The sequence below is a fragment of the Azoarcus sp. PA01 genome (assembly GCA_001274695.2).
Classification (GTDB): Bacteria; Pseudomonadota; Gammaproteobacteria; order Burkholderiales; family Rhodocyclaceae; genus Aromatoleum.
In genome coordinates, this window is the sequence record LARU01000005.1 from 152,879 (window position 1) to 178,839 (window position 25,961).

Below are 25,961 nucleotides of genomic sequence, written 5' to 3' on the forward strand. Positions count from 1 at the left end.
AGCGTTACTTGGCGCGAAAGCGGCCATCAAGTGGCACGACTGCTTATTTGCGCGCCACATAAAATGGCGCGATACTGTCTACCGCGCCACATAAAAGCGATTTCATGCCAAAAAAAATCCTCGACGAGGAGCTCCAACCCATCCTCGAGCTGATCGCCCGGCATCCGGGCGGAATCGGCATCGACGGGCTGCTCAAGGAGATCGGCCCGGCCTTGCCGCGCCGCACCCTGCAACGCCGTCTGGCCAGCCTGGTTGCGCAACAACGTGTGCGAACCGAAGGCGAGGGGCGCGCCCTCAAGTATCGATTCCCGGAAACCGTCGGTTCATCGGACGTCGAATTGCCTAACCTTCAGGCCTCCGGAACAGGTGAAACGTACGTACCTCTGTCCACCGAGGGGACAGCAATCAAGGCCTACGTTCGCCAGCCGCGCCAGCAACGCAAACCCGTCGGCTACCAGATTGGCTTTCTGGAGCAATACCACCCCAACCGGACAGCCTATCTGCCTGCCGACTTACGCGCCCAACTGCACAGCATGGGGCGCTCGCCCGCCGAGCAAGCGACCGCGGGCACCTTCGCGCGGGACATTCTCAACCGCCTGCTCATCGACCTCTCCTGGGCTTCCTCGCGCCTCGAAGGCAACACCTACAGCCGGCTCGATACCGAGCGCCTGATCGAATTCGGCGAGGCCGCCGAAGGCAAGGATGCACTGGAAACCCAGATGATCCTGAACCACAAGGCGGCCATCGAATACCTGATCCGCGACGTCGAACGCGCCGGCCTCTCAGCGGAAACCGTCATCGCCCTGCACGCCTTCCTGTCCGACGGTCTGATGCCCGATCCGCTCACGTGCGGCCGCCTGCGTGCGCGCTCGGTCGAAATCGGCGGCAGCGTCTATTTGCCGATCGCCCTGCCTCAGCGGCTGGAGGAGTTGTTCGGCATCGTGCTGCGCATCGCCGCCGAGATCGACGATCCCTTCGAGCAGGCCTTCTTCCTGATGGTGCATCTGCCCTACCTGCAACCTTTCGAAGATGTGAACAAGCGCGTCTCGCGGCTGGCCGCCAACATCCCGCTGATCCGGCACAACCTCTGCCCGCTGTCCTTCATCGACGTGCCGCAGCAGGCCTATGTCGATGCGATGCTCGGCGTGTATGAACTCAACGACGTCGCCCTGCTGCGCGACGTCTTCGTCTGGGCTTACGAACGCTCCTGCCAGCAATACGTCGCCGTGCAGCAGCAGCTCGTCCCGCCCGACACCTTCCGCCTGCGCTACCGCAACGAACTTGCCGAAACCGTCGCCGCCATCGTGCGCGGCGGGCAGCGCGCTGACGAAGCGGCGATCCGCGCGGTCATGCCGGCCACGGTGGGCAAAGACGACCGGCCGCGTTTCGTCGCCCTGACGTTGGCCGAGTTCAACACGATTCACCCCGGCAACGCGATTCGCTTCGGGTTGAGGCCCCTGGAATTTTCGGCGTGGCTAGAGCAGCATGGCGCTTCGTGAAGCCACACAAATCTCACGCAGGGTTTCAGGCCTGTCGCCAGGCAGCGATGCAGGAGCGGCGCGGCAGCGGTCAACCCGGCTTCCCGCTTCGGTGCCGCGCCCCCCATGCCCATTCCATTACACACAACGCGAACGTCATTGCGTAAGCTCCTGACCTTTCCGATCTGACGACACCATCCATGAGCTGGGCTGCCGACGAATTTGAAACCATCGACCTGGGCGACCAGCGCCTGAACCGGCGCACGGTGCTGGTGGCCGAGCGGCTGGCGGCGCGGCCGACGGCGAGCATCCCGGCCGCCTGTGGCGGCTGGGCGGAGACGCAGGCCGCGTACCGGCTGTTGTCGGACGACGACATCGGCTGGGCCGACATCCTGGCGCCGCACTTGGCGGGCACCGATGAACGCATGGCGGCACATGCGGTGGTGCTGTGCCTCCAGGACACGACCGAACTCGACTTCAACGGCCAAGCGATCGAGGGGCTGGGACCGCTGTCGTTTGAAGCGCAGCGCGGGATGTACCTGCACCCGACCTACGCCGTGTCGCCGGCACGTGAGCCCTTGGGCGTGCTCGATGCGTGGATGTGGGCGCGCGAACCGAAGGCCGACGATGGCACGCGCAGCGGCCTCACCGAGAGCGGGCGCTGGATCGAAGGCTACGAGCGGATCGCCGAACGCGCGGCAGCGTTGCCCGCCACCCGCCTGGTGTATGTCGCGGATCGGGAAGCCGATATCGTCGCGCTGATGGCGCGGGCGCGCGAGCTGGGTTGCCGGCCGACTGGCTGCTGCGCTCGCAGCACAACCGCGCGCTGCCCGGCGGCGACATGCTCTGGCCCCGCGTGCTGGGCGCAGAACCGTTGGGGGAGATCAGCTTCACGATCCCTTCGCGCAAGGGGCAAAAGGCGCGGCAGGTGCGGCAGGTGCGGCAGCAAGTCTGGTCTTCGCGCGTCAAGCTCAAGGCCGGGCCCCGCGATCAGCTCGAGGCAACGTGCGTGATCGCCCGTGAGATGGGTGCACCGGCCGGCGTGAAGCCGGTCGAGTGGCGGCTGCTCACCAACCGCGAGGCGGCCAGCTTCGAGGCGGCAAGCGAACTCATCGACTGGTACCGGGCGCGCTGGGAGATCGAACTGTTCTTCCACGTGCTCAAGAACGGCTGCAAGGTCGAGGCGCTGCAACTGGCGACGGTGCCGCGCCTGGAGCGCGCGCTGGCGCTGTTCATGGTGGTGGCCTGGCGTATTGCCCGGCTGATGCGGCTCGGGCGAACCTGTCCCGAGCTCGAGGCCGAATTGCTCTTCGAGCGTGACGAATGGCAGGCGGCCTTCATCCTGAACAAGCAGCCTCCTCCCAACAAACCGCCTGCGCTCAACGAGATGGTGCGCCGGGTGGCCAGGCTCGGCGGCTTTCTCGGGCGCAAGGGCGACGGCGAGCCCGGCGTGAAGACGATCTGGATCGGTCTTCAGCGCGTCATGGATTTCGCGGCGGGGCTCAAGTACGCGCGTGACCAGCATGATGAATGAATTGTGTGTAACGGAATGCCCCATGCCGGGGTGAACTTGTCGCCGCCCGCCAGCAGGATCACCACTTCCAGGCCGCGCTGCGTGAAATACACGGGTTAGCCTGGCCCATAATGGATTCACATCTCCGAGACCCCTCATGTGCCCGGCGAAATCCGGACCAGCCGGAACGTTAGTTTTTCCGCAAACTTTTCCTCAGAAGGAGGGAGTTTGTCATGAAGAAGAAGCGGTTTTCGGTTGAGCAGATCGTCGCCATCTTGAAGCAGGCAGAATTGGGCATGCCGGTCGCCGACGTGGTTCGCCAGGTCGGCGTCTCCGAGCAGACGTTCTACCGCTGGAAGAAGCTCTACAGCGGCCTGCAATCCGATCAGGTTCGCGAATTGAAACAGCTGCAGGATGAGAACAGCCGGCTCAAGAAGCTAGTCGCGGAGCTGAGCCTCGACAAGGCAGTCTTGCAGGAGGTCTTGTCAAAAAAGTTTCCCGGCCCGCGCTGAAGAGGACCGTGGTGGCCTATGTCATGAGCCACCACGGCTACAGCGAGCGCCGGGCCTGTCGACTGACCAGGCAGCATCGCTCGGTGCAGAAGTACCAAAGCGTGCTCAATCCCCGAACAGCGTTGCGCCAGCGCATGAAGGAGCTTGCAGCGACGCGAGTCCGCTACGGCTACCGACGAATCCAGGTGATGCTCAACCGTGAAGGTTGGCAAGCAGGAAAGAACCTGGTTTGTAAGGCTCCGGCGAACCCGTCTTGACGCGGCTGTTCAGCAGTTCGACGGCTGCCAACGATGAGGCAGCAACTCGGCAATGCGGCTGTGAGGCTGGCTGGGCAGGCGAGCGAGGACGTCCTTCAGATAGGCGAAGGGTTCGTGGCCATTGAGGCGCGCGGAGTGGATGAGGCTCATGATCGCGGCGGCAGGAAGGGAACCGGCGAAGAGCCAGTTCTTGCGCCCGAGCGCCAGTTCCCGTTCATTCTGCCCATATCGGGCAGGAAACTGAAGTCCATTATCGATGGCATCCGTTGTATGGGCGCCGCGTCAAGGTTCGCGACATCGAGCAGCGTGGCCGAGGCCACGTAGTTCACGTTGAATCCGACCCTGGCGTAGTCAAAGTGATCGCAGCATGGATGCTCGATCCTGCCGCGTGTTCAGCCATGAAACTGGGTGAGCCGAGGGTCACTGTGGCGGCGTTGTGCGATCTGCATCAACTGCTTGTCGATCGACGTTTGCGAGGAAACTCGCCGGACGATTCCAACACCGTCCGGGAGAAACGCAATGGACAAGCTGCCCAACGTCGTTCCAGCAGACCTGCAGTCGCCGTGGTCGGTGCCGCGACAAATGAACATGACGTTCGACCCCGTCGAACTTCAGGGGATGAGCTCGGCCCAGCGGACAAGGGCAATTACACATCTTGCGAGCCTGCTGATGCAGGCCGCCGGCGTCGTCACAGCGAAGGAGCATGACGATGACGAACATTGATCGTTTGCCAGCGCTTTTGCTCAATCGCAAGGCGGTAGTCTATGTTCGGCAGTCGACCCAGACTCAGGTCCAGATGAATCTGGAAAGCCAGCGCCGCCAATACGAACTGGTGGAAGAAGCAAAGCGTCGTGGATTCCGCGACAGAGATATAGTCAAGACTGGTGTATGACCAGATCCTGATAGAAGGGCTTGATGAGGCGGCGTGCCTCTGCTGAGAATTGAGTTGTCGAGACCAAATTTTCAGCAACCACGGAGGCGCGCCTTGAAGAAGGATACGAGTGAGCAGAAGGTCACGCAATCGCAAGTGGGGGTGTCGCTGGAGGAGCTGATCCGGCGCGGCGCGCGGGATCTGATCCAGAAGGCGATTGAAGTGGAGGTGCAGCAGTTGTTGGCCGAGTACGAGAACGTGCGGATGCTGGGCGGTAGCCGAGCGGTGGTCAGAAATGGCTACCTGCCGGCACGCGAGGCGCTCACGACGGTCGGCAACGTCGAGGTGCGGGTGCCCAAGGTGCGTGACCGCTCGGGCGGCGGGGTGAAGTTCAATTCCGCCTTGGTGCCGCCGTATGTTCGCCGCTCGGCGCGGGTGTCGGCGGCGCTGCCCTGGCTGTACCTGAAGGGCATTTCGACGGGTGACATGCGCGAGGCGCTCACCGTGCTGCTCGGCGATGAGGCCCGCGGACTGTCGCCCAATGTGGTCAGCCGCCTGAAGGCCGAGTGGGCCACCGAGTACGCCGGCTGGATGAAGCAGGACCTGTCCGGGCGCCGTTACGTCTACTGGTGGGTCGATGGCGTCCACACCAGCCTGCGCGGCGAGGACGATGCCCGCCAGTGCCTGTTGGTCGTCATCGGCGTGAGGCGCGATGGCACGAAGGAGCTGGTCACGATCGGCGACGGGTTGCGCGAATCGAAGGCATCCTGGCTCGAGTTGCTGCGCGACCTGAAGGCTCGCGGCCTCGAAGTCGGTCCGCGCCTGGCAGTAGGCGACGGGGCGCTGGGCTTCTGGGCCGCGCTCGACGAGTTCTACCCCGAAACCCGCCGGCAGCGCTGCTGGGTGCACAAGACCGCCAACGTGCTCAACGCCCTGCCCAAGAGCCTGCTCGCCAGGGCGAAGGCGCAGCTTCACGAGATCTGGATGGCACCGACGCGCGCGCGGGGGCTGTAACCGCCTTCGATCGCTTCGTCGAGAGCTACCAGGCGAAGTACCCGAAGGCGGCCGAGGCTGTGTAAAAACGGTTCAACCTGCGCTGCCCGGCGTCCGCGTCGGCAGGACTCTTGGCAATTCAAGTCATTCGCTGGCGGCGAGGCGGCGTTATTGAGGACGTAATAGACCTGCTTCAGGCCCGCATCGCTGCCATCAGTGCCTCGTTTCCCATCAGATTCATTACTCGCTTCAGGTTGTACGCCAGAACGTGCAAACTCATCTCCGTTCGGACGCGTTCGAGGCCCTTGGTCAGAAAGTGGGTCGCGCCCATCCACGCCTTGAGGGTGCCGAAGGGGTGTTCGACCGTCCGACGTCGGATACGCATACTGTCCGGCGCTTTATCGAGCCGCGCCTGCATGACCTCCAGCTCTTCCTCATGCACCCAGCGGCTCACACGCCGATAGTCACTCGGGGTGCATTGGTGCTTGAGGGCACATCGCGGGCAGGATGAGCTCCAGTAGCGATTCATCGTCAGCCTCGCCTCGACTCGCGCAAAGCGCCAGATCAGGCGCTCGCCGGCTGGACAGACGTACTCGTCGTTGTCACGGTCGTACACGAAGTCTGCCCGGTCGAACCGCCCCTCGGCTTTCGCGTTGGAAGTCGTGCTTTTCGGAACGAGCGGCACGACGCCGGCTTTGTGGCAGGCGAGGATTTCCTCGCTCTTGAAATAGCCCCGATCGGCGATTGCCGTGAGGTACTCCACTCGCATCGCCTTGCGGGCCTGCTTGCCCATCTTGCTCAGTTGATCTCGGTCCAGCCCGTCGTTGGTTACCTCGTGGGCGACGATCAGGTGGTTCTTGGTCTCGACGGCCGTCTGCACGTTGTAGCCGACGATGCCCGTGCCCCGCGTCTTCATCGAGCGGGCGTCGGGATCCGTGAGGGAAACCTGCTTGTCGGGCGCGTTCTCGAGCTGCACGCCGATCGCTTCGAGTTCCTTCATTCGCGCCTTCAGCGTCGTAATCTTGTCCTGCAGTCGCTCCTTCTTCGCCTGGGCCACAGCCGGCTCTTGCCGGTCAGCGCTGTCCATCTGTCATCGACCGGCACATTGAAGCCAGTTGATGATCGGCACATTGAGGCCAGGGCGTGATCGGCATATTGGAGCCAGTCACGGATCGGCACATAGGCGCCAGCGCCGGATCGGCGTAATGGAGCCAGCGTTGTTCTGACGGACGTCTCGACCTTGAGCGGTCCATCGCTACCCTGCCGGGTTTTGGTTTGGCAGGAGGGAGCCGGTGGCCCGCAGGAGCATCGAGATGTACGAGTACCGCCAGGCCCTGATGCGCATGCGTCAGGGCGACTCCGAGCGCGAGATCGCGCGCGCGAAACTGATGGGACGGGCGAAGGCGGCCCGTTTCCGGGAGTTGGCCGCCGCCCGCGGCTGGCTCGATCCGGCGCAGCCGGTGCCGGAGGACGCCGAGATCGCCGCGGCGATCGGCCGGCCGCGCCTGCCGGTGACCGCGCAGTCGTCGATTGGCGCCTACCGGCCGCTCATCGAGCAGTGGTTGGCGCAGGGCGTGTCGGGCGTGGTGATCCACGCCACCCTCAAACGCGAGCACGGTTTCACCGGGCACTATTCCAGCGTGCGCCGGCTCATTGCCGCGATCGAGCGCGAGCGCCCGCCGGAAGCGACCGTGCGCTTGTCGTTCGCGCCGGGCGAAGCGGCGCAGGTCGATTTCGGCGCCGGCCCGCAGCTCGTGGATCCGGCCACGGGCGAGCTGCGCCGCACGTGGGCCTTCGTGATGACGCTGTGTTTCTCGCGGCACCAGTACGTCGAGTTCGTGTGGGATCAGAGCGTGCGCACCTGGCTCGGCTGCCATCGGCGCGCCTTCGAGTGGTTCGGCGCGGTGCCCGCTCGCCTCATCATCGACAACGCCAAGTGCGCGATCACCAAGGCGTGCGCGCACGACCCCGAGGTGCAGCGCGCCTACGCCGAATGCGCCGAAGGCTACGGCTTTCGGATCGACGCCTGCCCGCCCCAGGATCCGCAGAAGAAGGGGATCGTGGAGGCGGGCGTCAAATACGTGAAGGGCAACTTCCTGCCCACGCGCAGCTTCCGCGATCTGGCCGATCTGAACGCCCAGGCGCGCGATTGGGTGTTGCAGGAAGCGGGGCTGCGCATTCACGGCACGACGCGGGTGCAGCCGCTCGCGAGCTTCGCCGTCGAGCGCAGCGTGCTGCGGCCGCTGCCGGCGGTGCCGCCGGATCTGGGCACCTGGCACCAGGTGGCGGTGCATCGCGACTGTCACGTCAGCTTCGAGCGCGCGCTGTACTCCGTGCCGTTCGCCCTGGTCGGCAAACGCCTGTGGCTGCGGGCGACCGACACCGTCGTCACGGTCTATCAGGACTTCAAACCGGTCGCCACCCACGCCCGCGCCCGTCGTCCCGGCGAGCGGCGCACCGTCACCGACCATCTGCCGCCCGCCGCCCAGCGCTTCTTCGCGCACGACCGCAGCTGGTGTCTGCAGCAGGCCGCGGAGATCGGCGAGGCGTGCGCCCGGCTCATCGGGCGGCTGCTCACCGACCGCATCAGTGAGCGGCTACGCGCCGCCCAAGGCGTGCTGCAGTTGAAGAGCCGCTACGGCGCGGCGCGCCTGGAGGCCGCCTGCGCGCGTGCGCTCGACCACGACAGCCCGCATTACCGCACCGTCAAGACCATCCTCGCCGGCGGCCACGACCTGCAGCCGCTCACCGCGGTCAGCACCGAACCCTATGCCGACCGCGCCCGCTTCGCTCGTGCCACCGCGGCGCTCTTCGCTGACGAATCCCCCTCGCTTCACTGACCGGGCGCACGCCCATCTCACCCAAGGAGTCTCTCACCATGAATCCCGCCACCGAACTGGCGCCGCAGCTCAAGCAGTTACGCCTTTCCGGCATCCTCGACTCGCTCGAGGCCCGCAACCGCCAGGCCATTGACGCGAAGCTCGCCTACACGGAATTTCTCGCGCTACTGATCCAGGACGAGGTCGCGCGGCGCGAGCAGAAGAAGTTCGCCACGCGGCTGCGCCGCGCGGCGTTTCGCGCGACCAAGACCCTCGAAGGCTTCGAGTTCGACCGGCTGCCCTCGACCAACCGCGCGCTGGTGCATGATCTGGCCACGGGGCGCTACATCGACGAGCGCGCCCCGGTGCTCATCGTCGGCCCCTGCGGCACCGGCAAGAGCCATCTCGCGCAGGCGCTCGGCCACTGCGCGGTGCGCCAGGGGTTTGATGTCGTGTTCGCATCCTGCTCGCAGCTGCTCGCGAGCCTGAATGCGGCGCGGGCCACCGGCGCGTACGAACGGAAATTGATGCAGCTCGCGCGCGTGCCGGTCCTCATCATCGATGACTTCGGCCTCAAACCGCTGCGCTCGCCCGCCGACGAAGATCTGCACGACCTGATCGCCGAGCGTTACGAGCAGGCGGCCACCGTCGTCACCAGCAATCTCGACTTCACCGAGTGGGACCAGGCCTTCCCCGGCAACCGACTCCTCGCGTCCGCGACCGTCGATCGCCTGCGCCACAATGCCTACTGCCTGACCCTCGACGGGGCTTCCTACCGCGCCCCGCGACAGGGTCCGAACAAGGCCAAAACGGCCCTTGCCGGCACCCCGAAAAACAGCCAATCTTGAACCCCCGCAGACGTTCGTCAGAGCCCGTTCCTGCTGGCTCCTATATGCCGATCATCGGTGGCTCCATTGTGCCGGTCAGTGACACCATCTCGACCAGGTAGCGCTCGATGCTCGATTCGATCTCTTCCATGCGCCGTTGCAGCTTGGCGCTGGTGAAGTTGCGATCGCGGTTATTGACTGCCTTGAATTTGCTGCCGTCGATCGCGACCACCGCTTCGGCGAACAGTCCCAGTTCGCGGCACAGCACGACGAACTGGCGACAGACGCCACGGATGCCCTTCGGATTGTCCTTGCGGAAGTTGGCGATGGTCTTGAAGTCGGGCGTCAGGCGTCCGATGAGCCACATCAACTCCAGGTTGCGCTGAGCTTCGCGCTCCAGGCGCCGACTCGACTGGATCCGGTTCAGGTAGCCGTAGATGTAGAGTTTGAGGAGCGCGGCCGGATGGTAGGCGGGGCGTCCGGTGGCCGCTGGATCGACGCCAGCGAAGCCCAGCTTGCGCAGATCAAGCTCATCGACGAAGACGTCGATCACCCGTACCGGATTTGTCTCGGCGACAAAGTCATCCAGACTCTCGGGTAGTAATGCGCTCTGTGTCCGGCACTGTCCTTCGATGAATCGTTTCATGGCACCCGATCACCCTGACAACAATGCCAATATCATGCCATAAGAGGCGTTTTTACACAGCCTCGGCCGACAAGCTCGTCGCCGATCGCGACGCGCTGCTCGCCTTCTACGACTTCCCGGCCGAGCACTGGATTCACCTGCGCACGACCAACCCGATCGAGTCGACCTTCGCCACCGTGCGTCACCGCACCACCCGCACGAAGAACTGCGTGTCGCGCGCGAGCTTCCTGGGCCTGGCCTTCAAGCTCGTGCACGAAGCCGAGAAATCTTGGCGGGGGATTCGCGGCTTTAAGCGCATTGCCGAACTGATGGGCAGCGTCGTCTTCAAGGACGGCGAACCCGTGAAGGAGCAAGAGCAGGAACAGCAGCGGCTCGCCGCCTGATCAGCCAGGCCGGATGGGTTCATACACCAGAACTGACTTTAGCTCCCGACCTGCCCGAGCAGACCGATTGTGCCGTCGTTGTGCTTGAACGAAATCTCCGTCGTGTCGTGCAAGACCAGAACATGGTCGTCGACGAGGGAAGCGCGTTCGCGGGTCGAATGAAAAGGTCCTGACAGGATCGCTTCTTCGCTGACCCGTGGAGTCGAGAAGAAACGGTACGCCGCCTTCGTGTTGGCCCAGTCCTGACAGGCAAACGAAATACTCTTGCCTGCGCCCTCGGTCAGTTGCTGGAGCAGAGTTCGAAACCGCTTACCCAGCCGCTCGTCCTTGAACTCGGAAGTCGCCACCTCGTCCTCTGCCCACGACCCCACTTCCAACTGAGCACTCGAATGGACGTCAATACCGCTGCCCCCGTATCAACTTACATCCGGCAGTGACACAAAGCTTAGGCAACGCTTTAACAACGCACTATAAGCGAATGAATCATATGGGCAATAGAAAGGTTCGTGGAGCGCTTACATCGAAATTCAGCAGTCGGGTTCGTCGGCTCGTTGCTGAAACTGGAAAGACAAAAGCTTGGGGTCGAAGCACGAAAAGTATGAAGTTCACCAGCCCCACCGCACAGTGTTTTCACAAATTTCTCAATCAGCTGAAAACCGCTTTTCTTCCGCACTGCGCAAAGTATGGGTCTGAATTCACATTAAAAGGCAATTTTAAAGGGATGCCGATCTTCTGCGTTGCAACATCCATGGATTAAAAAAAAGATTGGCATGATCCATGCTTTTCTTGTGCAGCAGAGATAGCCACCTCGTGCCTCACGATGGACATTCGACGTCAGGAAATAGTCCCGCAAGCAGCCGAATTCCAATTGCCAAGTTTCAGCTACTTAAAGCCATGTTCATTTTATCAATTCATAAAATTACTAAAAAAGGACATGTATTGCCGCACTAACTCTGCCATTTGAAACGCTTCTGCAACAAGCCTCCATCCCTAATGGGGTATAGGCAAAAAAGGCGGTAGTTATATTTCCTTAAGGAGGAAGACATGAACGACAAGCAGTCTTGTTTTAACTCCGGTTTTACGCCGCCGGTTTCGCCAAGCGGTAAGACTATTGTCGCCGTTTGCTCTGGCATGGTGATTTCAGGCGCAGCTTTCGGCATCACCCTCGATACGGGCAACCCGGACCTGTCGATGCGCTGGGACAACACCATCAAATACAATGCGAGCTGGAGGGTCGAGAAACAGGAAAGCAGCGGCCCTGCTTCGGATGCAGGCGCCCGGATCAACACCAATGACGGCGACCGCAACTTCAACCGCGGTCTGATCTCGAACCGAGTCGACCTGTTGTCCGAATTCGATCTGCGCTACAAGAACAACGTGGGGATTCGCGTCAGTGGCGCCGCTTGGTACGACCAGGTTTACAACGAAGACCACGACCGCAGCCAACGCCACGCCTGGTCGCTCAACCAGCGCTCCGCAGATTTCGATGAATTTACGACAGCGACCGAAAAGCTGCATGGCCGCAAGGCGGAGTTTCTCGATGCCTTCGTGTATGGCCGCACCGAGATCGACGGCAAGGGGCTGAACCTCAAGGCGGGGCGTTTCACCCAGCTCTACGGCGAGACGCTGTTCTTTGGCGCAAACGGCATCGCCGGCGCGCAAACGCCGCTCGATCTGGCGCGCGCGCTGTCGGTGCCGAACTCCCAGTTCAAGGAAGTCGCGCGCCCGGTGGGGCAGGTGTCGGCGCAGCTGCAGCTGAGCGCCGACTTGTCGATCGGCGCCTACTACCAGTACGAATGGCGCGAGTCGCGCCTGCCGGGGGCCGGGAGCTACTTCTCGTTCGCCGACTTTGCCGGCGCCGGCGGAGAATTCCTGTACGGCCCGTTCGGCCCGAACGGCACCTTGCGCCGCGCGCAGGACATGGACGCGCAGGACTCGGGCCAGGGCGGGGTACAAGTCAAGTTCCGCGCCGGCGACACCGAGTACGGGCTGTACGCTGCGCAGTTCCACGACAAGCTGCCGCAGTTCTACATCCGGCCCGGGGTCAATGCCGATCCGGCCCACGGCGTCGATGGCGACTATGCTCTTGTCTATGCGGAGAACATCCGCACGGTGGGCGCGAGCTTCGCAACGCTGCTGGGCGAGACGAACGTCTCGGGCGAACTGTCGTTTCGCGAGAACCAACCGCTAGTGGGCACCGGCAACGTCATCGTCGGGCTGGGCGGCGCGGACAACGACGACGACGCGACTTTCCCGAAAGGCCGGACGATGCACGTGAGCCTGTCGGCGATCAGCGTGCTGGCGGCCAATGCGCTGTGGGAAGGGGCTTCTTTCGTCGGCGAGTTCGCCTACAACCGGGTATTGAACGTCACCGACAACCGCGCGGCGCTCGATCCGAATGCCACGCGCGAGGCGAGCGCGCTCCAGTTCGTGTTCACGCCGGAATATTTCCAGGTCGCGCCCGGGCTCGACCTGCAGGTGCCGATCGGGGTGAGCTACGGCCTGACCGGGCGTTCATCCGTCAATGGTGTGCTGTTCCCGTCCGAAAACGGCGGCAACGTCAGCGTCGGCGTCAAGGCCGATTACCGCAAGACCTGGCAGGCCGGCCTGAACTACACCCACTACATCGGCGATTCGGGCTCGATCGTCAATCCCGCGGGCGAGTTGTCCTATGACAACTTCCACGGCGACCGCGATTTCGTGTCGCTGACGGTGCAGCGCACGTTCTGATTCATCATAAATAAACGAGGAGACGGGACATGTTCAAAAAAACTTTGCTGTGCGCATCGCTGCTGGCGCTGGTCTCGGGTGTGCACACGGCCGCGGCGGCCGTCAGCGCCGAGGACGCGGCGAAACTCAAGAGCTCGCTGACGCCGCTCGGCGGCGATAAAGCGGGCAACAAGGACGGCACGATTCCGGCGTGGACGGGCGGCCAGACCCAGCCGGTGGCCGGCGCCAAGGTGGGCGACATTCCGGTGAATCTTTTCCCGAATGAAAAGCCGCTGGTGCAGATCACCGCGGCGAACATGGCGCAGCACGCCGACAAGCTCTCCGAAGGCACGCAGGCGCTGCTGAAGAAATACCCGGATACGTTCCGTGTCGACATTTATCCGACGCACCGCACCGCGACCGTGCCCACGCACATCGCCGACAACACTTTCAGGAACGCGACAAACTGCAAGACGATCGCGGGCGGCGCCTCCATTGAAAACTGCTTTGGCGGCCTCCCGTTCCCCATTCCGCAGGCCGGCGTCGAAGTGGTGTGGAACTACCTGTTGCGCGTTGAAGCCGAATCGATCGAGTTCGGCTTCAAGAACATTGTCGGGTCGGCCGATGGAAATCACACGCTGGCGACGCGCAATGACAACTTCTTCCAGCATCCCTACAACTACAAGGATGGCTCGTGGGAGACGTGGACGAAGAACGGAAACGGCGAGTATTTCATGCAGCGCTTCAGCACGACCGCGCCGTCCTTCAAGGTAGGCGAATCGCTGGTGATTCGAGACAAGATCGACCCCCAGACTCCGCGTCAGGCCTGGCAGTACCTCGTCGGCCAGCGCCGCGTGCGGCGCGCACCGACGGTCGCCTACGACACGCCGGACTTCGTCGCCTCGGGCGCGAACTACTTCGACGAGGTGCAAGGCTTCTTCGGCCACCCCGACCGCTACGAGTGGAAGCTCGTCGGCAAGCGGGAGATGTACATTCCTTACAACAACAACGAACTGGTCACCGCCAAGGTCTCCGAAGCGTTCGACAAGTTCCACCTGAATCCGGCCAAGGTGCGCTGGGAGCTGCATCGGGTGTGGGAAGTCGAAGCGACGGTGGTGTCGGGCAAGCGCCATGCGGTGCCCAAGCGCAAGTACTACTTCGACGAAGATACGTCGCTGCTGGCATTGATGGACGGCTACGACTCCAAAGGCAAGCTATGGCGCACGTCCCAGGTGCCGAACTTCTTCGTGCCGGCCGTTCCGGCGTTGCTCGCCAAGCAGGTGACGGTCTTCAACCTGCAAGCGGGCACGATGAGCACGGTGCAAGGCCTGAACGACGAATCGTATCGAGTCGTGCCGCGCAAGCCCGAAACCTTCTTTACCGGGGACGCGGTCGCCGCCGACGCGGCGCGCTGATCTGGTCCGTGGCGGCTGGTAGCCGCGGCAAGGCCTGCCCGCCTGGGGTGGGCAGGCCTTTCACACGAATTTTTCCGTTTTTGAACGACGCACCAGCCGCAGCACGGATCCGCCCGGGGTCCGCGCTGCCCCACCGGAGCGCAGACGCGAGTCAGTAACATGGTATTGAACCTTGCAGTACGGCCCGTCGTGGCTGCAACTCTTTTCAGCTTGCTCTGGCCCTTGGGGGCCGCGGCCGCCTTGAGCGAGCCGGTGCCGGATCTGATGGAGGTGGCGGCCAGTGCTGATGTGCGCGCCACCAGTTCGGTGCAGCTGGCGGTGACGCACGCGGGCGAGCGACTGGTGTCGGTTGGGGTGCGCGGCACGGTGCTGTTATCCGACGACTGCGGCAATAGCTGGAGACAGGCGAAGACGGTGCCCTCGAGCGTCGCGCTGACCGCCGTCACCTTCGTCACCGACCAGTTGGGCTGGGCGGTCGGCCATAGCGGCGTCGTGCTGCATTCGCGCGATGGCGGTGAAACCTGGGTGCGCCAACTCGACGGCCGCCAGGCGGCGCAGCGCGTGTTCGAAGAGGCGAAGGCGCGCGCGGCAGCGGGCGAGGACGGAGCGGATCGTCTGCTGCGCGATGCGCAGCGAATCGTCGAAGACGGTCCGGACAAGCCGTTGCTCGGCGTGAGTTTCGCCAACGAGCGGCGCGGCTACGTGGTCGGCGCCTACGGCTTGGCGCTCGCGACCGACGACGGCGGCCAGTCCTGGCACGCGATCCAGTCGCGGGTGCCGAACCCGCGGGGGCTGCATCTCTACACCGTCCACGCCGACGGCGACCAGCTGTTGATCTCCGGGGAGCAAGGGGCGTTTTTCGGCTCGGCCGATGCCGGGGCTTCGTTCTCGGCGATCAAGACACCCTATGCGGGCACGTTCTTCGGCGTCCTCGCGCTCGGCGACGAGACGCTGCTCGCGTACGGCTTGCGCGGTAACGTGTGGCGCAGCAGCGACGCGGGCGCGAGCTGGACGCACATCGCGCTCGATCAGGACATCACGATCACGAGCGCCGTGCGGCTCAAGGATGGGTCGGTCGTGCTCGCCGACGAAAGCGGTCGGCTGCGGCGCAGCAACGACCGCGGGCGCAGCTTCACCGCCCTCGAAGTCAAAGCGCCCAACGCGATCACCGCGCTCGCCCAAGCCGGCGATGGCGCGCTCATCATGGCCGGGGCACGCGGTCTGAACCGCGTCGGCCTGGCTCAATTCATCGTCGCGGAGCGTAAATGATGGCTGTCGCCCATGCACTTCCTGCCGAAGCGGTCATCGCGAACCTAGCGAATTTCGACACGCGCTCGGGCTCGCTGGGCGAGCGCCTCCTGTTCAACAACCGCCTGGTGATCGTCGCGCTGTGCCTGCTCGCGACCGTCGTGCTCGGCTACCAGGCGCTCGGGCTCAAGCTGAACGCCGCGTTCGACAAGATGATCCCGACGAGCCACCCGTATGTCGCGAACTTCCTCGACAACCGCAGCCAGCTCGCGGGCATGGGCAACAGCCTGCGCATCGCGGTGGCGACGACCGAAGGAGACATCTTCAACGCGGAGTATCTCGACACCGTGCGCAAGATGAGCGACGAGCTCTTTCTGATGCCGGGCGTCGACCGCCCCTACATGAAATCCTTGTGGGCGCCCGCGGTGCGCTGGACCGGGGTGACCGAAGAAGGGCTCGACGGCGGCCCGGTGATTCCGGACGACTACGACGGCTCGCCCGAAGCGCTCGAGCAGGTGCGGATCAATGTCGAGCGCTCGGGCGAGATCGGCCAGCTGGTGGCGGCCAACTATCAGTCGAGCATCCTCTTCGTGCCGCTCCAGGACACGATCGCCGAGACCGGCGAGCGCATCGACTACCACGCGCTCTCCCAGCGCATCGAGGCGCTGCGCGCGAAATACGAGTCGGACACGATCAAGATCCACGTCACCGGCTTTGCCAAGGTGGTCGGCGACCTGATCGAGGGGCTGCAGCAGGTGATAATGTTCTTCGCTGTCGCGATCCTCATCTGCACCGCGGTGCTGTACTGGTACACCCGCTGCCTGCGCAGCACGCTCTTGGTGGTGGCGTGCTCGGTGGTGGCCGTGGTGTGGCTGCTGGGCCTGTTGCCCACGCTCGGCTACGAGCTCGACCCGTACTCGGTGCTGGTGCCTTTCCTGGTCTTCGCCATCGGCATGAGCCACGGTGCGCAGAAGATGAACGGCATCATGCAGGACATCGGGCGCGGCACGCACAGCCTGGTGGCGGCTCGCTACACCTTCCGCCGTCTGTTCCTGGCCGGGATGACCGCGCTCCTGGCCGACGCGGTCGGCTTTGCGGTGCTGATGGTCATCGACATCCAGGTCATCCAGGATCTGGCGGTCACCGCCAGCATCGGCGTCGCGGTGCTGATCTTCACCAACCTCGTGCTGCTACCGATCCTGCTCTCCTACACCGGGGTGAGCGCCGTCGCCGCCCAGCGCAGCCTCAAGGCCGAGCTCCTCGAGGCGAGCGGCGCCCAGGCCAAGCACCCGTTCTGGGCGTTCCTCGATCTCTTCACGCAGCGCAAGTGGGCGACGATCGCGGTGCTCGCGGGACTGGCGATGGGGGCGGTGGGGCTCGCGGCGAGCTTCCAGCTCAAGATCGGCGACACCGACCCGGGGGCGCCCGAGCTGCGCCCGGACTCGCGCTACAACCGCGACAACGCCTTCATGACCGCCAACTACGCGGCGAGCAGCGACGTCTACATCGTCATGGTGCGCACGCCCCAATACGCGTGCGGCCAGTACGACACGCTGATGGCGGTCGATGCGCTCGAGCGCGAGCTGCAGCAGCTGCCCGGGGTCGAGACGACCAGCTCGCTGGCGGGGCTCGCCAAGGCGTCGAACGCCGGCATGAACGAAGGGAGCCTCAAGTGGTTCGAGATCCCGCGCTCGCAGGAGATGCTCAACGCGATCATCACCCGCGCCCCGCGCGAGATGTTCAACCAGAACTGCGATCTTCTGACCGTGTATGCCTACCTCAAGGACCACAAGGCCGACACGCTCACGAGCGTGGTCAAGGTGGTCGAGGCGTTCGCCGCCCGCCACGACACCGACGCGGTGCGCTTTCTGAACGCCGCCGGCAACGCGGGCATCGAGGCGGCGACCAACATCATCGTGAAGAAGGCCAACGTGCAGATGCTGTTCCTCGTCTATGCGGCGGTGATCGTGCTCGCGTTCATCACGTTCCGCTCGTGGCGCGCCGTGGTGTGCGCGGTGGTGCCGCTGATGATCACCTCGGTGCTGTGCGAGGCGTTGATGGTGTGGCTCAACATCGGCGTCAAGGTCGCGACCTTGCCGGTGATTGCGCTCGGGGTCGGCATCGGCGTCGATTACGCGCTCTACGTGATGACCGTCACGCTCGCGCGCCTCAAGGAGGGCATGAGCCTGTCGGAAGCCTATTACAAGGCGCTCACCTTCACCGGCAAGGTGGTGGTGCTCACCGGCATCACGCTGGGGCTGGCCGTGGCCACCTGGGCGTGGTCGCCGATCAAGTTCCAGGCCGACATGGGGATCCTGCTCGCCTTCATGTTCATCTGGAACATGCTCGGCGCCCTGATCCTGCTGCCCGCGCTCGGGCATTTCCTGCTGCGACCGAAAAAAATGGCGCTGGCCTGACCCTACGGAGGATCATGAAATGTACCGTCACATCCTGGTGCCGCTCGATGGTTCGGAGCTGACGAGCTCGCTGGTGGCGCAGGCGGTGGAGTTCGCCGGCAGCCTCGGGGCGCGCGTCACCTTTTTTACGATGGTCGAGGATTACGGCGCGACCCAGGAGGGGGCGCTGATGCGCACGCTCTCTCCCGAAGCGTTCGAAAAGGAGTTGAAGCACCGCGCGTCGGCCGTCATTTCCGACGCCGTGGCGGCGGGCCAGGCCGCGCAGCTCGCCTGCGAAGGGGTCGTACGGATAGGCACCGACCCCTGCGAGGAGATTCTTCACGTTGCCCGGGAAAAAGCGTGCGACCTGATTTACATGGCGTCGCATGGTCGACGCGGCCTGAAGGCCCTCGCGCTCGGATCGCAAACCCACAAAGTCCTGACCCACTCGCCTCTGCCGGTGTTTGTAGCCAAAGCCCACCCGTCATGTTGATCAGAACTATTTGCTTCGGTCTCCTCCGAAGACTTTCGGGGCGGTTGCAGGGCCCCTTTTTTTTACCCGCAGGACGAACACGGTTTCTGGCGCTGGCCAAATGACTCAACTACCTTCACCTTCGGTCATTTTATATTTTTCGCATCGGTACGCGAGTTGAGAACGAGTGATCCCAAGCAGGCGTGCCGCAGCGGAGTAATTGCCCTTCGACATGGAAACTGCATTTTCGACTAAAGTTTGTTCTATTTTCTCCAGCGAGAGAGTCGTGTCATTGCCTTGAAACTGCAATAATAACTGGAACAAATCCTTCGCCTCGGAAGATTTTTCGTCGACTTCGATTTTGTCATTCTTGAGCATCGCGCGCCCTGTTCCCAGAGCGATGGACAGCACATCTCGGGGGAGGGCTTCGCCGCTCGTGAATAGATTCGACAAATCAATGACCCCGCCATCATAAGCCGATATGACTCCGCGCTCGACCAGATTTTGCAGTTCCCGAATGTTCCCTGGAAACTCATAGTTGAGAAAAGCCTTGATGACTGCGGGAGAAAAACCGATCACCTGACGATTATATTTATCGCAATAAAAATTCAAGAAGTGATTCATTAGCAGCGGTATGTCATCCTTGCGCGAACGCAGCGGCGGCAATTGAATGGGAAATACGTTGAGCCGATAGAACAAATCCTCGCGGAAACTGCCCTCGCGAACAGCCTGGCGCAAGTCCACGTTGGTAGCGGCGACCACCCTCACATCGATGCGAATACAACATTCCCCCCCCACTCGCTCGATCTCTCCTTCTTGCAGAGCGCGCAGCAGCTTTCCTTGCGCAATGGGGCTCAAGGTGCCGATTTCATCCAAAAACAACGTTCCCTTGTTCGCACGCTCAAAGCGCCCGGCACGCGAGGCGCTCGCTCCGGTATAGGCCCCACGCTCAACCCCGAATAACTCCGCTTCAATCAGCGTGTCTGGAATCGCCGCACAGTTCACCGCGACAAAGGGTTGATCCGCTCGCGGACTAATGCGGTGGAGCATGTTGGCAAACATTTCCTTCCCGACCCCTGACTCCCCGGTGAATAAAACAGTCGCGTCAGTTTGCGCCACGCGCCGAAGTTGATGGCACGCAGAGTTAAAGGCAGCTGAGGCGCCAATCATGGCAGTCTGGTACGGCGCCATCGCCGAATCATTTTTCAGGTCATTTGAAAAATCCCCAGCCGCTGTCACTGTCGAAGCGCGGGAAGCCGGAGAACCGACAAAATCCTCGGCATTGAGACGGCGCATATCTTCTGCAATGTCATCCCATAAATCGGCTGATTTGACCACCAACCGGCAAACCGAATCTCCCATCGAGCGGCAACTGATCTCTCGTGCAATCACAAGCTGGCCCAACAACGTGCTCCCATGCCCCATCGCATAGCCGGTCAACATCCAGCAGGTAGCCGAAGTGCCGAGACCATAGGCGGCGATATGTTCGTCCGCCTCGATCGAGTGGTGCCACAAGTACTCACCATCGAACTGCCCTTTTTCCTGATCGAAATGGAACCGTACTGGCTCCACCCTGACCATGCCTTCGAATGAATGCAGTTGCGCTTTATACAATGCAGTCAAAGGGGCGCCTGGCCACCGCGACTGCTCTATGCGCGCATCGCGGGCGCCTGCAATATAGCCCATACGCGTAAACAACCCACGCGCCTTCTCCACCCCGAGGCTATCGATCAGCTCGCGACGCAACGCCCCGAATGCGCTGCCGTGCAGCAATATCATGCGCTGATCGCTGAGCCAGATGTACCCCTCCTCGGGCGAAAACGACAAGCACGACGTAACGTCTTCGAGTGGCAGACGGACATTCCTGCTCAATTCTTCAAAAGCCCCGAACTGTTCCACAGGAGCGCCCATTTTTTTCTCACGCTGTGTCTCCTTCACCGTCTCCTCCTGTTTTTCTAAATTCCGCCGTCTTTAACTATCGGCATATTGATGATTTTATGAACTGGTTTCAAGAGCCCGGAGTGGTGCACTGCATTAACTTTTTAACTTGCAGGACAATATTTCCATTCTTTTGCCGTGTCATCGCCATGTTGTCACGCAGCATTCCTCTTAAAAAATGTGTTTGGCACTAGTCTTGCTTCACAGCAGCACCAGGCAAACGACGTTCAACTGCGAAGGGTCATTAAAGCCCACTACCGTGCTGCTTACGATGCTTACGAACTTGGCAAGACCGGATTGACGCTCTAATCGAAAACAGCTTAATAAAACAGGGATGCTTCGATGATCAAAGAAGGCGATTTGTTATGGACCCCCAGCGCCCACTGCGTTGAAAACGCGAACGTAACGAGATTCATGAAATGGCTGCAGGATGCGCGCAGCTCGAATTTCGCGAGTTATGCCGATCTGTGGCAGTGGTCGGTAACCGACCTGGAGGGATTCTGGGGCGCGCTCTGGGATTATTTCTCGCTTGAATCCTCCGCGCCGATTTCGCGCGCGCTCGCCGATCGCAAGATGCCCGGCGCGCAATGGTTTCCCGGCGCAAGGCTGAACTACGCGCAGCACATTCTGCGGCAGGAGCGCGCCGGCGAAGACGCGCTGATGTATCTGAGCGAAAGCCAGCCTCTGACCGCGATGTCTTGGGAGAATCTGGCGAGCCAAGTGCGCATCCTCGCGACCCAATTGCGGCGGCTCGGCGTCAAACCCGGCGACCGGGTGGTCGCCTATATGCCCAATATCCCGCAGGCCATCGTCGCGATGCTGGCGACGACGAGCATCGGCGCGGTGTGGGCGAGTTGTTCGCCGGACTTCGGCTCTCAGGGCGTTCTCGACCGCGTCACCCAGCTCGCGCCGAAAGTGCTGTTTTGCGTCGACGGCTACCGCTACGGCGGCAAGGCTTTCGACCGCCGCGGCGAGGTGCAGGAGATTCTCGGCGCGCTCGACAGCATCGAACACGTCATACACTTGGCGTACTTGGACACGCACAACGCCGCCCCGGCGGACGCGCGGGTGCGGTCGTGGGAAACCTTGCTGGATCACCCGCCGGTACCGGCCGACGAGTTCCGGTTCGAACAGGTACCCTTCGATCATCCGCTGTGGATACTGTTCTCGTCCGGCACGACCGGCCTGCCCAAGGCCATCGTGCACAGCCATGGCGGCATCCTCCTCGAAATGCACAAGCTGCTCGCCTTCCACATGGACATTCACGCCGGCGAGCGCACCTTCTTCTTCACCACCACCGGCTGGATGATGTGGAACGTGGTCGCAAGCTCGCTGCTGGTGGGGGCGTGCCCGGTACTCTATGACGGCAATCCCGCCTATCCGACCCCCGACGTGCTGTGGAAGATGGCCCAGGACTGCGGTGCCAGTTTCTTCGGCGCCAGCCCGACCTACGTCGACATCATGGACAAGGCCGGGATCGTGCCCGGAGCCAGGTACGACCTGTCGAAACTGCGTGCGATCATGCCGGCTGGCTCGCCGGTGTCGCCCGAGTGCACCGCCTGGTTTTACGACAACGTCAAGAAAGACCTGTGGATCGCCACCGGCAGCGGCGGTACCGACTGCTGCACCGGCTTCGTCGGCGGCGTGCCGATCCTGCCTGTCTATGCCGGCGAGATTCAGGCGCCGTCGCTCGGCGTCGCCGCGGCGGCGTTCAACGAGCGCGGCGAACCCGTCGTCGATGAAGTCGGGGAGCTGGTGATCACCGAGCCTTTGCCGTCGATGCCGATCGGCTTCTGGAACGACCCCGGGCATGTGCGCTACCGGGAAGCCTATTTCGAGGAATTCCCGGGCGTGTGGCGCCACGGCGATTTCTTCCGCATCAATGGGCGCGGGGGCTGCTTCGTGCTCGGTCGCTCGGACGCAACGCTGAACCGCCAAGGCGTGCGCATCGGCACCGCGGAGATCTATCGCGCCCTGGCCACGCTCGACGAGGTCGAGGATGCGCTGATCGTGAACCTCGACTTGCCACAAAACCAGTTTTTCATGCCGCTGTTCGTGAAATTGTCGGTCGGCGCCCACCTGGACGCGGATCTGGAAAAGCGCATCAACACGCTGCTGCGCAAGGAATACACGCCGCGTCATGTGCCGGACCGGATCCTCGAAGTGCCTTGCATCCCGGCCACCCTCACGGGCAAGAAAATGGAAGTACCGGTGCGCAAGATCCTGATGGGCCTTCCGGTCGAAAAAGCGGTCAATCGGAACACCATGGGCAACCCCCAGGCGCTCGATTTTTTCCTCCATTACGCGAAGACCCAGCAGGACTATTCGCTGGGCTGACAGCGCACGGCAGTCATAAGATCCGGAGACAATTATGACCGACAAGCCCAAACCCAAGGTGCTTTTCATCGCCACGCGGGACACCAAGGAACAGGAAGCGAAATACATCAGGGAATGCCTGGAAGGGGCGGGGGTAGAGGTCTATCACCTGGACCCCAGCGTCCGCCGCACGCTGGACGAACAGGCGGAGATCGGACCCGAAGAAATCGCCGCCGCCGCGGACATGACGATGCCGGCAATCCGCGCGCTCAAGCACGAAGGCTTGTGTCTGGAAGTGATGACCCGGGGGGCGCTCAAGTGCGCTCACGCGCTGCACCATGACGTGGGTTTGAGCGGCATTCTCGGCCTCGGCGGCTCGATGGGGACGGCGCTTGCGACCAGGATCATGCAGACCTTTCCCTATGGGCTGCCCAAAGTCATGATTTCCACCATGGCCTCGGGGATGACTCGCCCGTTCGTCGGCGCCAAGGACATCGTGATGGTGAACCCGGTGTGCGACATTTCCGGGCTCAATTCGATCACCCGCAGCGCCTTCCGTAATGGCGCGCTCGCCGCGGCGGCGATGGCCCACGACTACCAGTCGGTGGAAACCGGAAACAAGCCGCTGGTCACCATCTCGACGCTCGGTACCACGGAGAAATGCAGCGCGCGCGTGCGGCAGTCGCTGGAGCAGCAAGGGTTCGAGGTCATGGTTTTTCACACCCTCGGCACCGGCGGTGCGGCGATGGAGCAGATCATCCGCGAGCGCGACGTCGCGGTGGTCATCGACCTTTCGCTGATCGAGGTCAGCGAATACCTCCACGGCGGCTTGTGCGCGACCGGTCCCGAGCGCGGCAAGGCCGCGCTGGAGAAAGGCGTGCCGACGATTTTCGCCCCCGGCAACCTCGATTTCCTCGTTGCCGGACCGCTGGCCGAAGCCAAAGTGCGATTCCCCGGCAAGCGTTATCACGAGCATAACCCGGCCCTCACCGCGGTCCGCGCCGAAGCCCAGGAATTCCGCAACGATGCCGAGCATATGGCAGCCCTGATCGAGGACGCCAAGGGGCCAGTCAGCTTCTTCGTGCCGCTGCAAGGTTTTTCGAACCACGACAGCCCCGATGGCCATCTCCACGATCCGTCGCTGCCGCCGGTGTTCGCTGCGCACCTGAAGCAGAAGATGCGGGCCGACGTGCCGGTGGTCGAGTTACCCCTGCATATCAACGACGAAAAATTCGCCGACGCTTTGGTCGAGCAGGCCATCGCCTATTCCCGCATTCGCAGTGAGGCTGCCAGCAAATGAAACTGACCAACGAAGATGTGAACGAGATTCTGCAGCTGCTGGATGCGGGACCTTTCGACGAACTGAACCTGCAGACCTTGCGCTTCAAGTTGCAATTGCGGCGCGGCGGCGACGGCACGTGGACGCAGGAAGCGCAGATCCTCTCCGCGCCCAATCTGCTGGCCCCGGCCACTGCGGCCGCCACACCGGCCGCTTCCGATGCGCCGCAGGCGCAACACTCCACGCAGGCTGAAGCGGAGCACCTCGTTCCGGTGCGCACGCCCTTGCTGGGGACCTTCTACCGGGCGCCCAAGCCGGGCGCGCCCGCCTTCGTCGAAGTGGGCAGCCGTGTCGAGAAAAACACCCTGGTCGGCATCGTCGAAACGATGAAGCTGATGAACTCGATTTACGCTGGAACGGCCGGGAAGGTCGTGGAAATCTGCGCGCAGGATGCGGCCACCGTCGAGCACGACGCGGTGCTGATGCGCATCGAGCCGGAGGGCGCATGACGATACGCCGCATTCTCATCGCCAACCGCGGCGAGATCGCGGTGCGCATCGTGCGCACCTGCCAGCGCCTCGGCATCGAAACCGTCCTCGCCGCCTCCGAGGCCGATCTCGACTCGCAGGCGGCGCGCCTGGCCGACCACACGATCTGCATCGGGCCGGCGAAATCGTCCGCGAGCTACCTCGACGTCGACGCCGTCGTCGGCGCCGCGCGTGCGGCGAAAGCCGATGCGATCCATCCCGGATACGGCTTCCTGTCCGAGAACCAGCGCCTCGCCCAGGCCTGCACCGCCGCGGGGATCGTTTTCATCGGACCGACCGAGGCGCAGCTCGATGCCGTCGGCGACAAGCTCAAGGCGCGCAGCCACGCGCTCGCCGCCGGACTTCCGGTGGTGCCGGGCGGCGAAGTCGACAGCGTCGAGGAAGCGCGGGCCCTAGCTGAAAAAACGGGCTGGCCGGTCCTGATCAAGGCCGTCAGCGGCGGCGGCGGCCGCGGCATGAAGCTGGTGCACGAGCCGGACAAGCTCGCGGCGACGATCGAACTGGCGATGGCCGAAGCCCACGCTTCGTTCGGCGATCCCCGTGTCTATCTGGAGCGCTATGTCGCGTCCGGCCGCCACGTCGAAGTGCAGGTGCTGGGCGATGGCGAGAACGTGATTCATCTGGGCACGCGCGACTGTTCGATCCAGCGCCGCTACCAGAAGCTGGTCGAGGAAGCCCCGGCTCCGAACCTGCGCGACGGACTGCGGGCCGCAATGCACGAGGCCGCCATCACTTTCGCGAAGCATCTCGAATACCGCGGGCTGGGCACCGTCGAACTGCTGGTCGACTGCGAGCGCGACACCTTCTACTTCCTCGAAATGAACGCGCGCATTCAGGTCGAGCATCCGGTCACCGAAGCGATCTGCGGGCTCGACCTGGTCGCCGAGCAAATCGCGGTCGCTGAAGGAAAGCCGCTGCGTCTGACGCAGGACGACGTGCGTCTCGCCGGGCACGCGATCGAGTGCCGCATCAACGCCGAAGACTGGACGCAGGATTTTCGCCCCAGCCCGGGTACGGTGAGCCGCGCGGTGTTTCCGCTCGGCGAAGGCGTGCGCATCGATACGCACATCCAGACAGGCGCCCGCGTGCCGCCGTTCTACGACTCCCTCCTTGCCAAGCTGATCGTCCAGGGCGCCGACCGCGCCCAGGCTCTCCAGCGCCTGCGCCATGCGCTGGCGCAGTGCGAGATTTCCGGCGTGAGCACCAACCTGCCAATGCACATCGAACTGATGCAGCAGGAGGAATTCGCCCGCGGCGGCGTGAACACCGCTTATTTCCCGTGGTTCCTGGAAAACCGGGCGACCGCATTGCGCGACCCGTGTGTCGCGAAAGGAAGCTGAC

The 25,961-nt window shown here is 63.1% G+C and carries 16 protein-coding genes and 8 pseudogenes; 18 read left to right on the top strand and 6 right to left on the bottom strand.

Translation table 11 applies throughout. The features are described from left to right. Nucleotides 1-104: 104 nt before the first annotated feature. Nucleotides 105-1,499: a Fic family protein gene (locus PA01_20005; protein ID KAI5911908.1), complete on the top strand. Its 1,395-nt coding sequence runs from the start codon at nucleotides 105-107 to the stop codon at nucleotides 1,497-1,499. A 209-nt stretch (nucleotides 1,500-1,708) separates the two neighbouring features. Then, a pseudogene (locus PA01_20010) lies at nucleotides 1,709-3,012 on the top strand (IS4 family transposase). Here PA01_20010 and PA01_20015 read toward each other — a convergent pair. Beyond that, nucleotides 2,952-3,254: pseudogene (locus tag PA01_20015) on the bottom strand (hypothetical protein). The pseudogenes PA01_20010 and PA01_20015 overlap by 61 nt on opposite strands. Here PA01_20015 and PA01_20020 point away from each other — a divergent pair. After that, nucleotides 3,225-3,739, top strand: a pseudogene (locus PA01_20020) (transposase). The pseudogenes PA01_20015 and PA01_20020 sit on opposite strands and share 30 nt — an antisense overlap. Before the next feature lie 30 nt (nucleotides 3,740-3,769). On the opposite strand, the pseudogene PA01_20025 reads toward PA01_20020, so the two are convergent. Beyond that, a pseudogene (locus PA01_20025) lies at nucleotides 3,770-3,964 on the bottom strand (transposase domain-containing protein). A 315-nt stretch (nucleotides 3,965-4,279) separates the two neighbouring features. On the opposite strand from PA01_20025, the gene PA01_20030 reads away from it, so the two are divergent. From PA01_20030 to PA01_20040, 3 genes and pseudogenes are all read left to right on the top strand, one after another. Continuing rightward, nucleotides 4,280-4,483 (top strand): hypothetical protein, encoded by a 204-nt coding sequence (locus PA01_20030; GenBank protein KAI5911909.1) that lies wholly within the window; start codon nucleotides 4,280-4,282, stop codon nucleotides 4,481-4,483. Beyond that, nucleotides 4,470-4,652: a hypothetical protein gene (locus PA01_20035; protein ID KAI5912072.1), complete on the top strand. Its 183-nt coding sequence runs from the start codon at nucleotides 4,470-4,472 to the stop codon at nucleotides 4,650-4,652. Before PA01_20030 ends, PA01_20035 begins: the two co-directional genes overlap by 14 nt. Before the next feature lie 93 nt (nucleotides 4,653-4,745). Then, nucleotides 4,746-5,701: pseudogene (locus PA01_20040) on the top strand (IS256 family transposase). 116 nt (nucleotides 5,702-5,817) lie between these two features. Here PA01_20040 and PA01_20045 read toward each other — a convergent pair. Then, nucleotides 5,818-6,711: pseudogene (locus PA01_20045) on the bottom strand (transposase). A 226-nt stretch (nucleotides 6,712-6,937) separates the two neighbouring features. Between PA01_20045 and istA the strand changes: the two are divergent. Next, nucleotides 6,938-8,464: an IS21 family transposase gene (istA, locus tag PA01_20050; GenBank protein KAI5911910.1), complete on the top strand. Its 1,527-nt coding sequence runs from the start codon at nucleotides 6,938-6,940 to the stop codon at nucleotides 8,462-8,464. 38 nt (nucleotides 8,465-8,502) lie between these two features. After that, a complete protein-coding gene (istB, locus tag PA01_20055) occupies nucleotides 8,503-9,291 on the top strand; it encodes an IS21-like element helper ATPase IstB (protein KAI5911911.1) in 789 nt (262 codons plus the stop codon). 94 nt (nucleotides 9,292-9,385) lie between these two features. Here the strand turns inward: istB and PA01_20060 are convergent. After that, nucleotides 9,386-9,916, bottom strand: a pseudogene (locus PA01_20060) (transposase). A gap of 83 nt (nucleotides 9,917-9,999) precedes the next feature. Here PA01_20060 and PA01_20065 point away from each other — a divergent pair. Further along, a pseudogene (locus tag PA01_20065) lies at nucleotides 10,000-10,299 on the top strand (transposase). 38 nt (nucleotides 10,300-10,337) lie between these two features. Here the strand turns inward: PA01_20065 and PA01_20070 are convergent. Then, nucleotides 10,338-10,646 carry a hypothetical protein gene (locus tag PA01_20070; GenBank protein ID KAI5911912.1) on the bottom strand — a complete coding sequence of 103 codons (309 nt, stop codon included), beginning with the start codon at nucleotides 10,644-10,646 and terminating at the stop codon, nucleotides 10,338-10,340. A gap of 784 nt (nucleotides 10,647-11,430) precedes the next feature. Here PA01_20070 and PA01_20075 point away from each other — a divergent pair. The 5 genes from PA01_20075 to PA01_20095 all read left to right on the top strand — a co-directional run bounded on the left by PA01_20075 (nucleotide 11,431) and on the right by PA01_20095 (nucleotide 18,560). Beyond that, on the top strand, nucleotides 11,431-13,029 hold the full coding sequence (locus PA01_20075) for a DUF1302 domain-containing protein (GenBank protein KAI5911913.1): 1,599 nt from the start codon (nucleotides 11,431-11,433) through the stop codon (nucleotides 13,027-13,029). Nucleotides 13,030-13,058: 29 nt separating this feature from the next. Next, entirely contained in the window at nucleotides 13,059-14,423 is a 1,365-nt protein-coding gene (locus PA01_20080) for a DUF1329 domain-containing protein (GenBank protein ID KAI5911914.1), read from the top strand. A 159-nt stretch (nucleotides 14,424-14,582) separates the two neighbouring features. Continuing rightward, nucleotides 14,583-15,692, top strand: coding sequence for a YCF48-related protein (locus tag PA01_20085; protein KAI5911915.1), 1,110 nt, complete (start codon nucleotides 14,583-14,585; stop codon nucleotides 15,690-15,692). Continuing rightward, nucleotides 15,692-18,088 carry an MMPL family transporter gene (locus tag PA01_20090; GenBank protein ID KAI5912070.1) on the top strand — a complete coding sequence of 799 codons (2,397 nt, stop codon included), beginning with the start codon at nucleotides 15,692-15,694 and terminating at the stop codon, nucleotides 18,086-18,088. The genes PA01_20085 and PA01_20090 overlap by 1 nt, the downstream gene beginning before the upstream one ends. 19 nt (nucleotides 18,089-18,107) lie before the next feature. Beyond that, a complete protein-coding gene (locus PA01_20095) occupies nucleotides 18,108-18,560 on the top strand; it encodes a universal stress protein (GenBank protein ID KAI5911916.1) in 453 nt (150 codons plus the stop codon). Between the two features lie 105 nt (nucleotides 18,561-18,665). On the opposite strand, the gene PA01_20100 is transcribed toward PA01_20095, so the two are convergent. Continuing rightward, entirely contained in the window at nucleotides 18,666-20,477 is a 1,812-nt protein-coding gene (locus PA01_20100) for a sigma 54-interacting transcriptional regulator (GenBank protein ID KAI5911917.1), read from the bottom strand. 342 nt (nucleotides 20,478-20,819) lie between these two features. On the opposite strand from PA01_20100, the gene PA01_20105 reads away from it, so the two are divergent. Genes PA01_20105 through PA01_20120 form a run of 4 tightly spaced genes read left to right on the top strand, consistent with a single transcriptional unit; the run spans nucleotide 20,820 to nucleotide 25,960 of the window. After that, nucleotides 20,820-22,814: an acetoacetate--CoA ligase gene (locus PA01_20105; protein KAI5911918.1), complete on the top strand. Its 1,995-nt coding sequence runs from the start codon at nucleotides 20,820-20,822 to the stop codon at nucleotides 22,812-22,814. A 34-nt stretch (nucleotides 22,815-22,848) separates the two neighbouring features. Continuing rightward, nucleotides 22,849-24,093 (top strand): Tm-1-like ATP-binding domain-containing protein, encoded by a 1,245-nt coding sequence (locus PA01_20110; GenBank protein KAI5911919.1) that lies wholly within the window; start codon nucleotides 22,849-22,851, stop codon nucleotides 24,091-24,093. Continuing rightward, a complete protein-coding gene (gene accB, locus PA01_20115) occupies nucleotides 24,090-24,581 on the top strand; it encodes an acetyl-CoA carboxylase biotin carboxyl carrier protein (GenBank protein ID KAI5911920.1) in 492 nt (163 codons plus the stop codon). Before PA01_20110 ends, accB begins: the two co-directional genes overlap by 4 nt. Beyond that, entirely contained in the window at nucleotides 24,578-25,960 is a 1,383-nt protein-coding gene (locus PA01_20120) for an acetyl-CoA carboxylase biotin carboxylase subunit (protein KAI5911921.1), read from the top strand. Before accB ends, PA01_20120 begins: the two co-directional genes overlap by 4 nt. Nucleotide 25,961 lies beyond the last annotated feature (1 nt).

Coding starts and splice junctions, on each gene's coding strand:
- PA01_20005 (KAI5911908.1), top strand. CDS start 105: ATGCCAAAAAAAATCCTCGACGAGGAGCTCCAACCCATCCTCGAGCTG.
- PA01_20030 (KAI5911909.1), top strand. CDS start 4,280: ATGGACAAGCTGCCCAACGTCGTTCCAGCAGACCTGCAGTCGCCGTGG.
- PA01_20035 (KAI5912072.1), top strand. CDS start 4,470: ATGACGAACATTGATCGTTTGCCAGCGCTTTTGCTCAATCGCAAGGCG.
- istA (KAI5911910.1), top strand. CDS start 6,938: ATGTACGAGTACCGCCAGGCCCTGATGCGCATGCGTCAGGGCGACTCC.
- istB (KAI5911911.1), top strand. CDS start 8,503: ATGAATCCCGCCACCGAACTGGCGCCGCAGCTCAAGCAGTTACGCCTT.
- PA01_20075 (KAI5911913.1), top strand. CDS start 11,431: ATGGTGATTTCAGGCGCAGCTTTCGGCATCACCCTCGATACGGGCAAC.
- PA01_20080 (KAI5911914.1), top strand. CDS start 13,059: ATGTTCAAAAAAACTTTGCTGTGCGCATCGCTGCTGGCGCTGGTCTCG.
- PA01_20085 (KAI5911915.1), top strand. CDS start 14,583: ATGGTATTGAACCTTGCAGTACGGCCCGTCGTGGCTGCAACTCTTTTC.
- PA01_20090 (KAI5912070.1), top strand. CDS start 15,692: ATGGCTGTCGCCCATGCACTTCCTGCCGAAGCGGTCATCGCGAACCTA.
- PA01_20095 (KAI5911916.1), top strand. CDS start 18,108: ATGTACCGTCACATCCTGGTGCCGCTCGATGGTTCGGAGCTGACGAGC.
- PA01_20105 (KAI5911918.1), top strand. CDS start 20,820: ATGATCAAAGAAGGCGATTTGTTATGGACCCCCAGCGCCCACTGCGTT.
- PA01_20110 (KAI5911919.1), top strand. CDS start 22,849: ATGACCGACAAGCCCAAACCCAAGGTGCTTTTCATCGCCACGCGGGAC.
- accB (KAI5911920.1), top strand. CDS start 24,090: ATGAAACTGACCAACGAAGATGTGAACGAGATTCTGCAGCTGCTGGAT.
- PA01_20120 (KAI5911921.1), top strand. CDS start 24,578: ATGACGATACGCCGCATTCTCATCGCCAACCGCGGCGAGATCGCGGTG.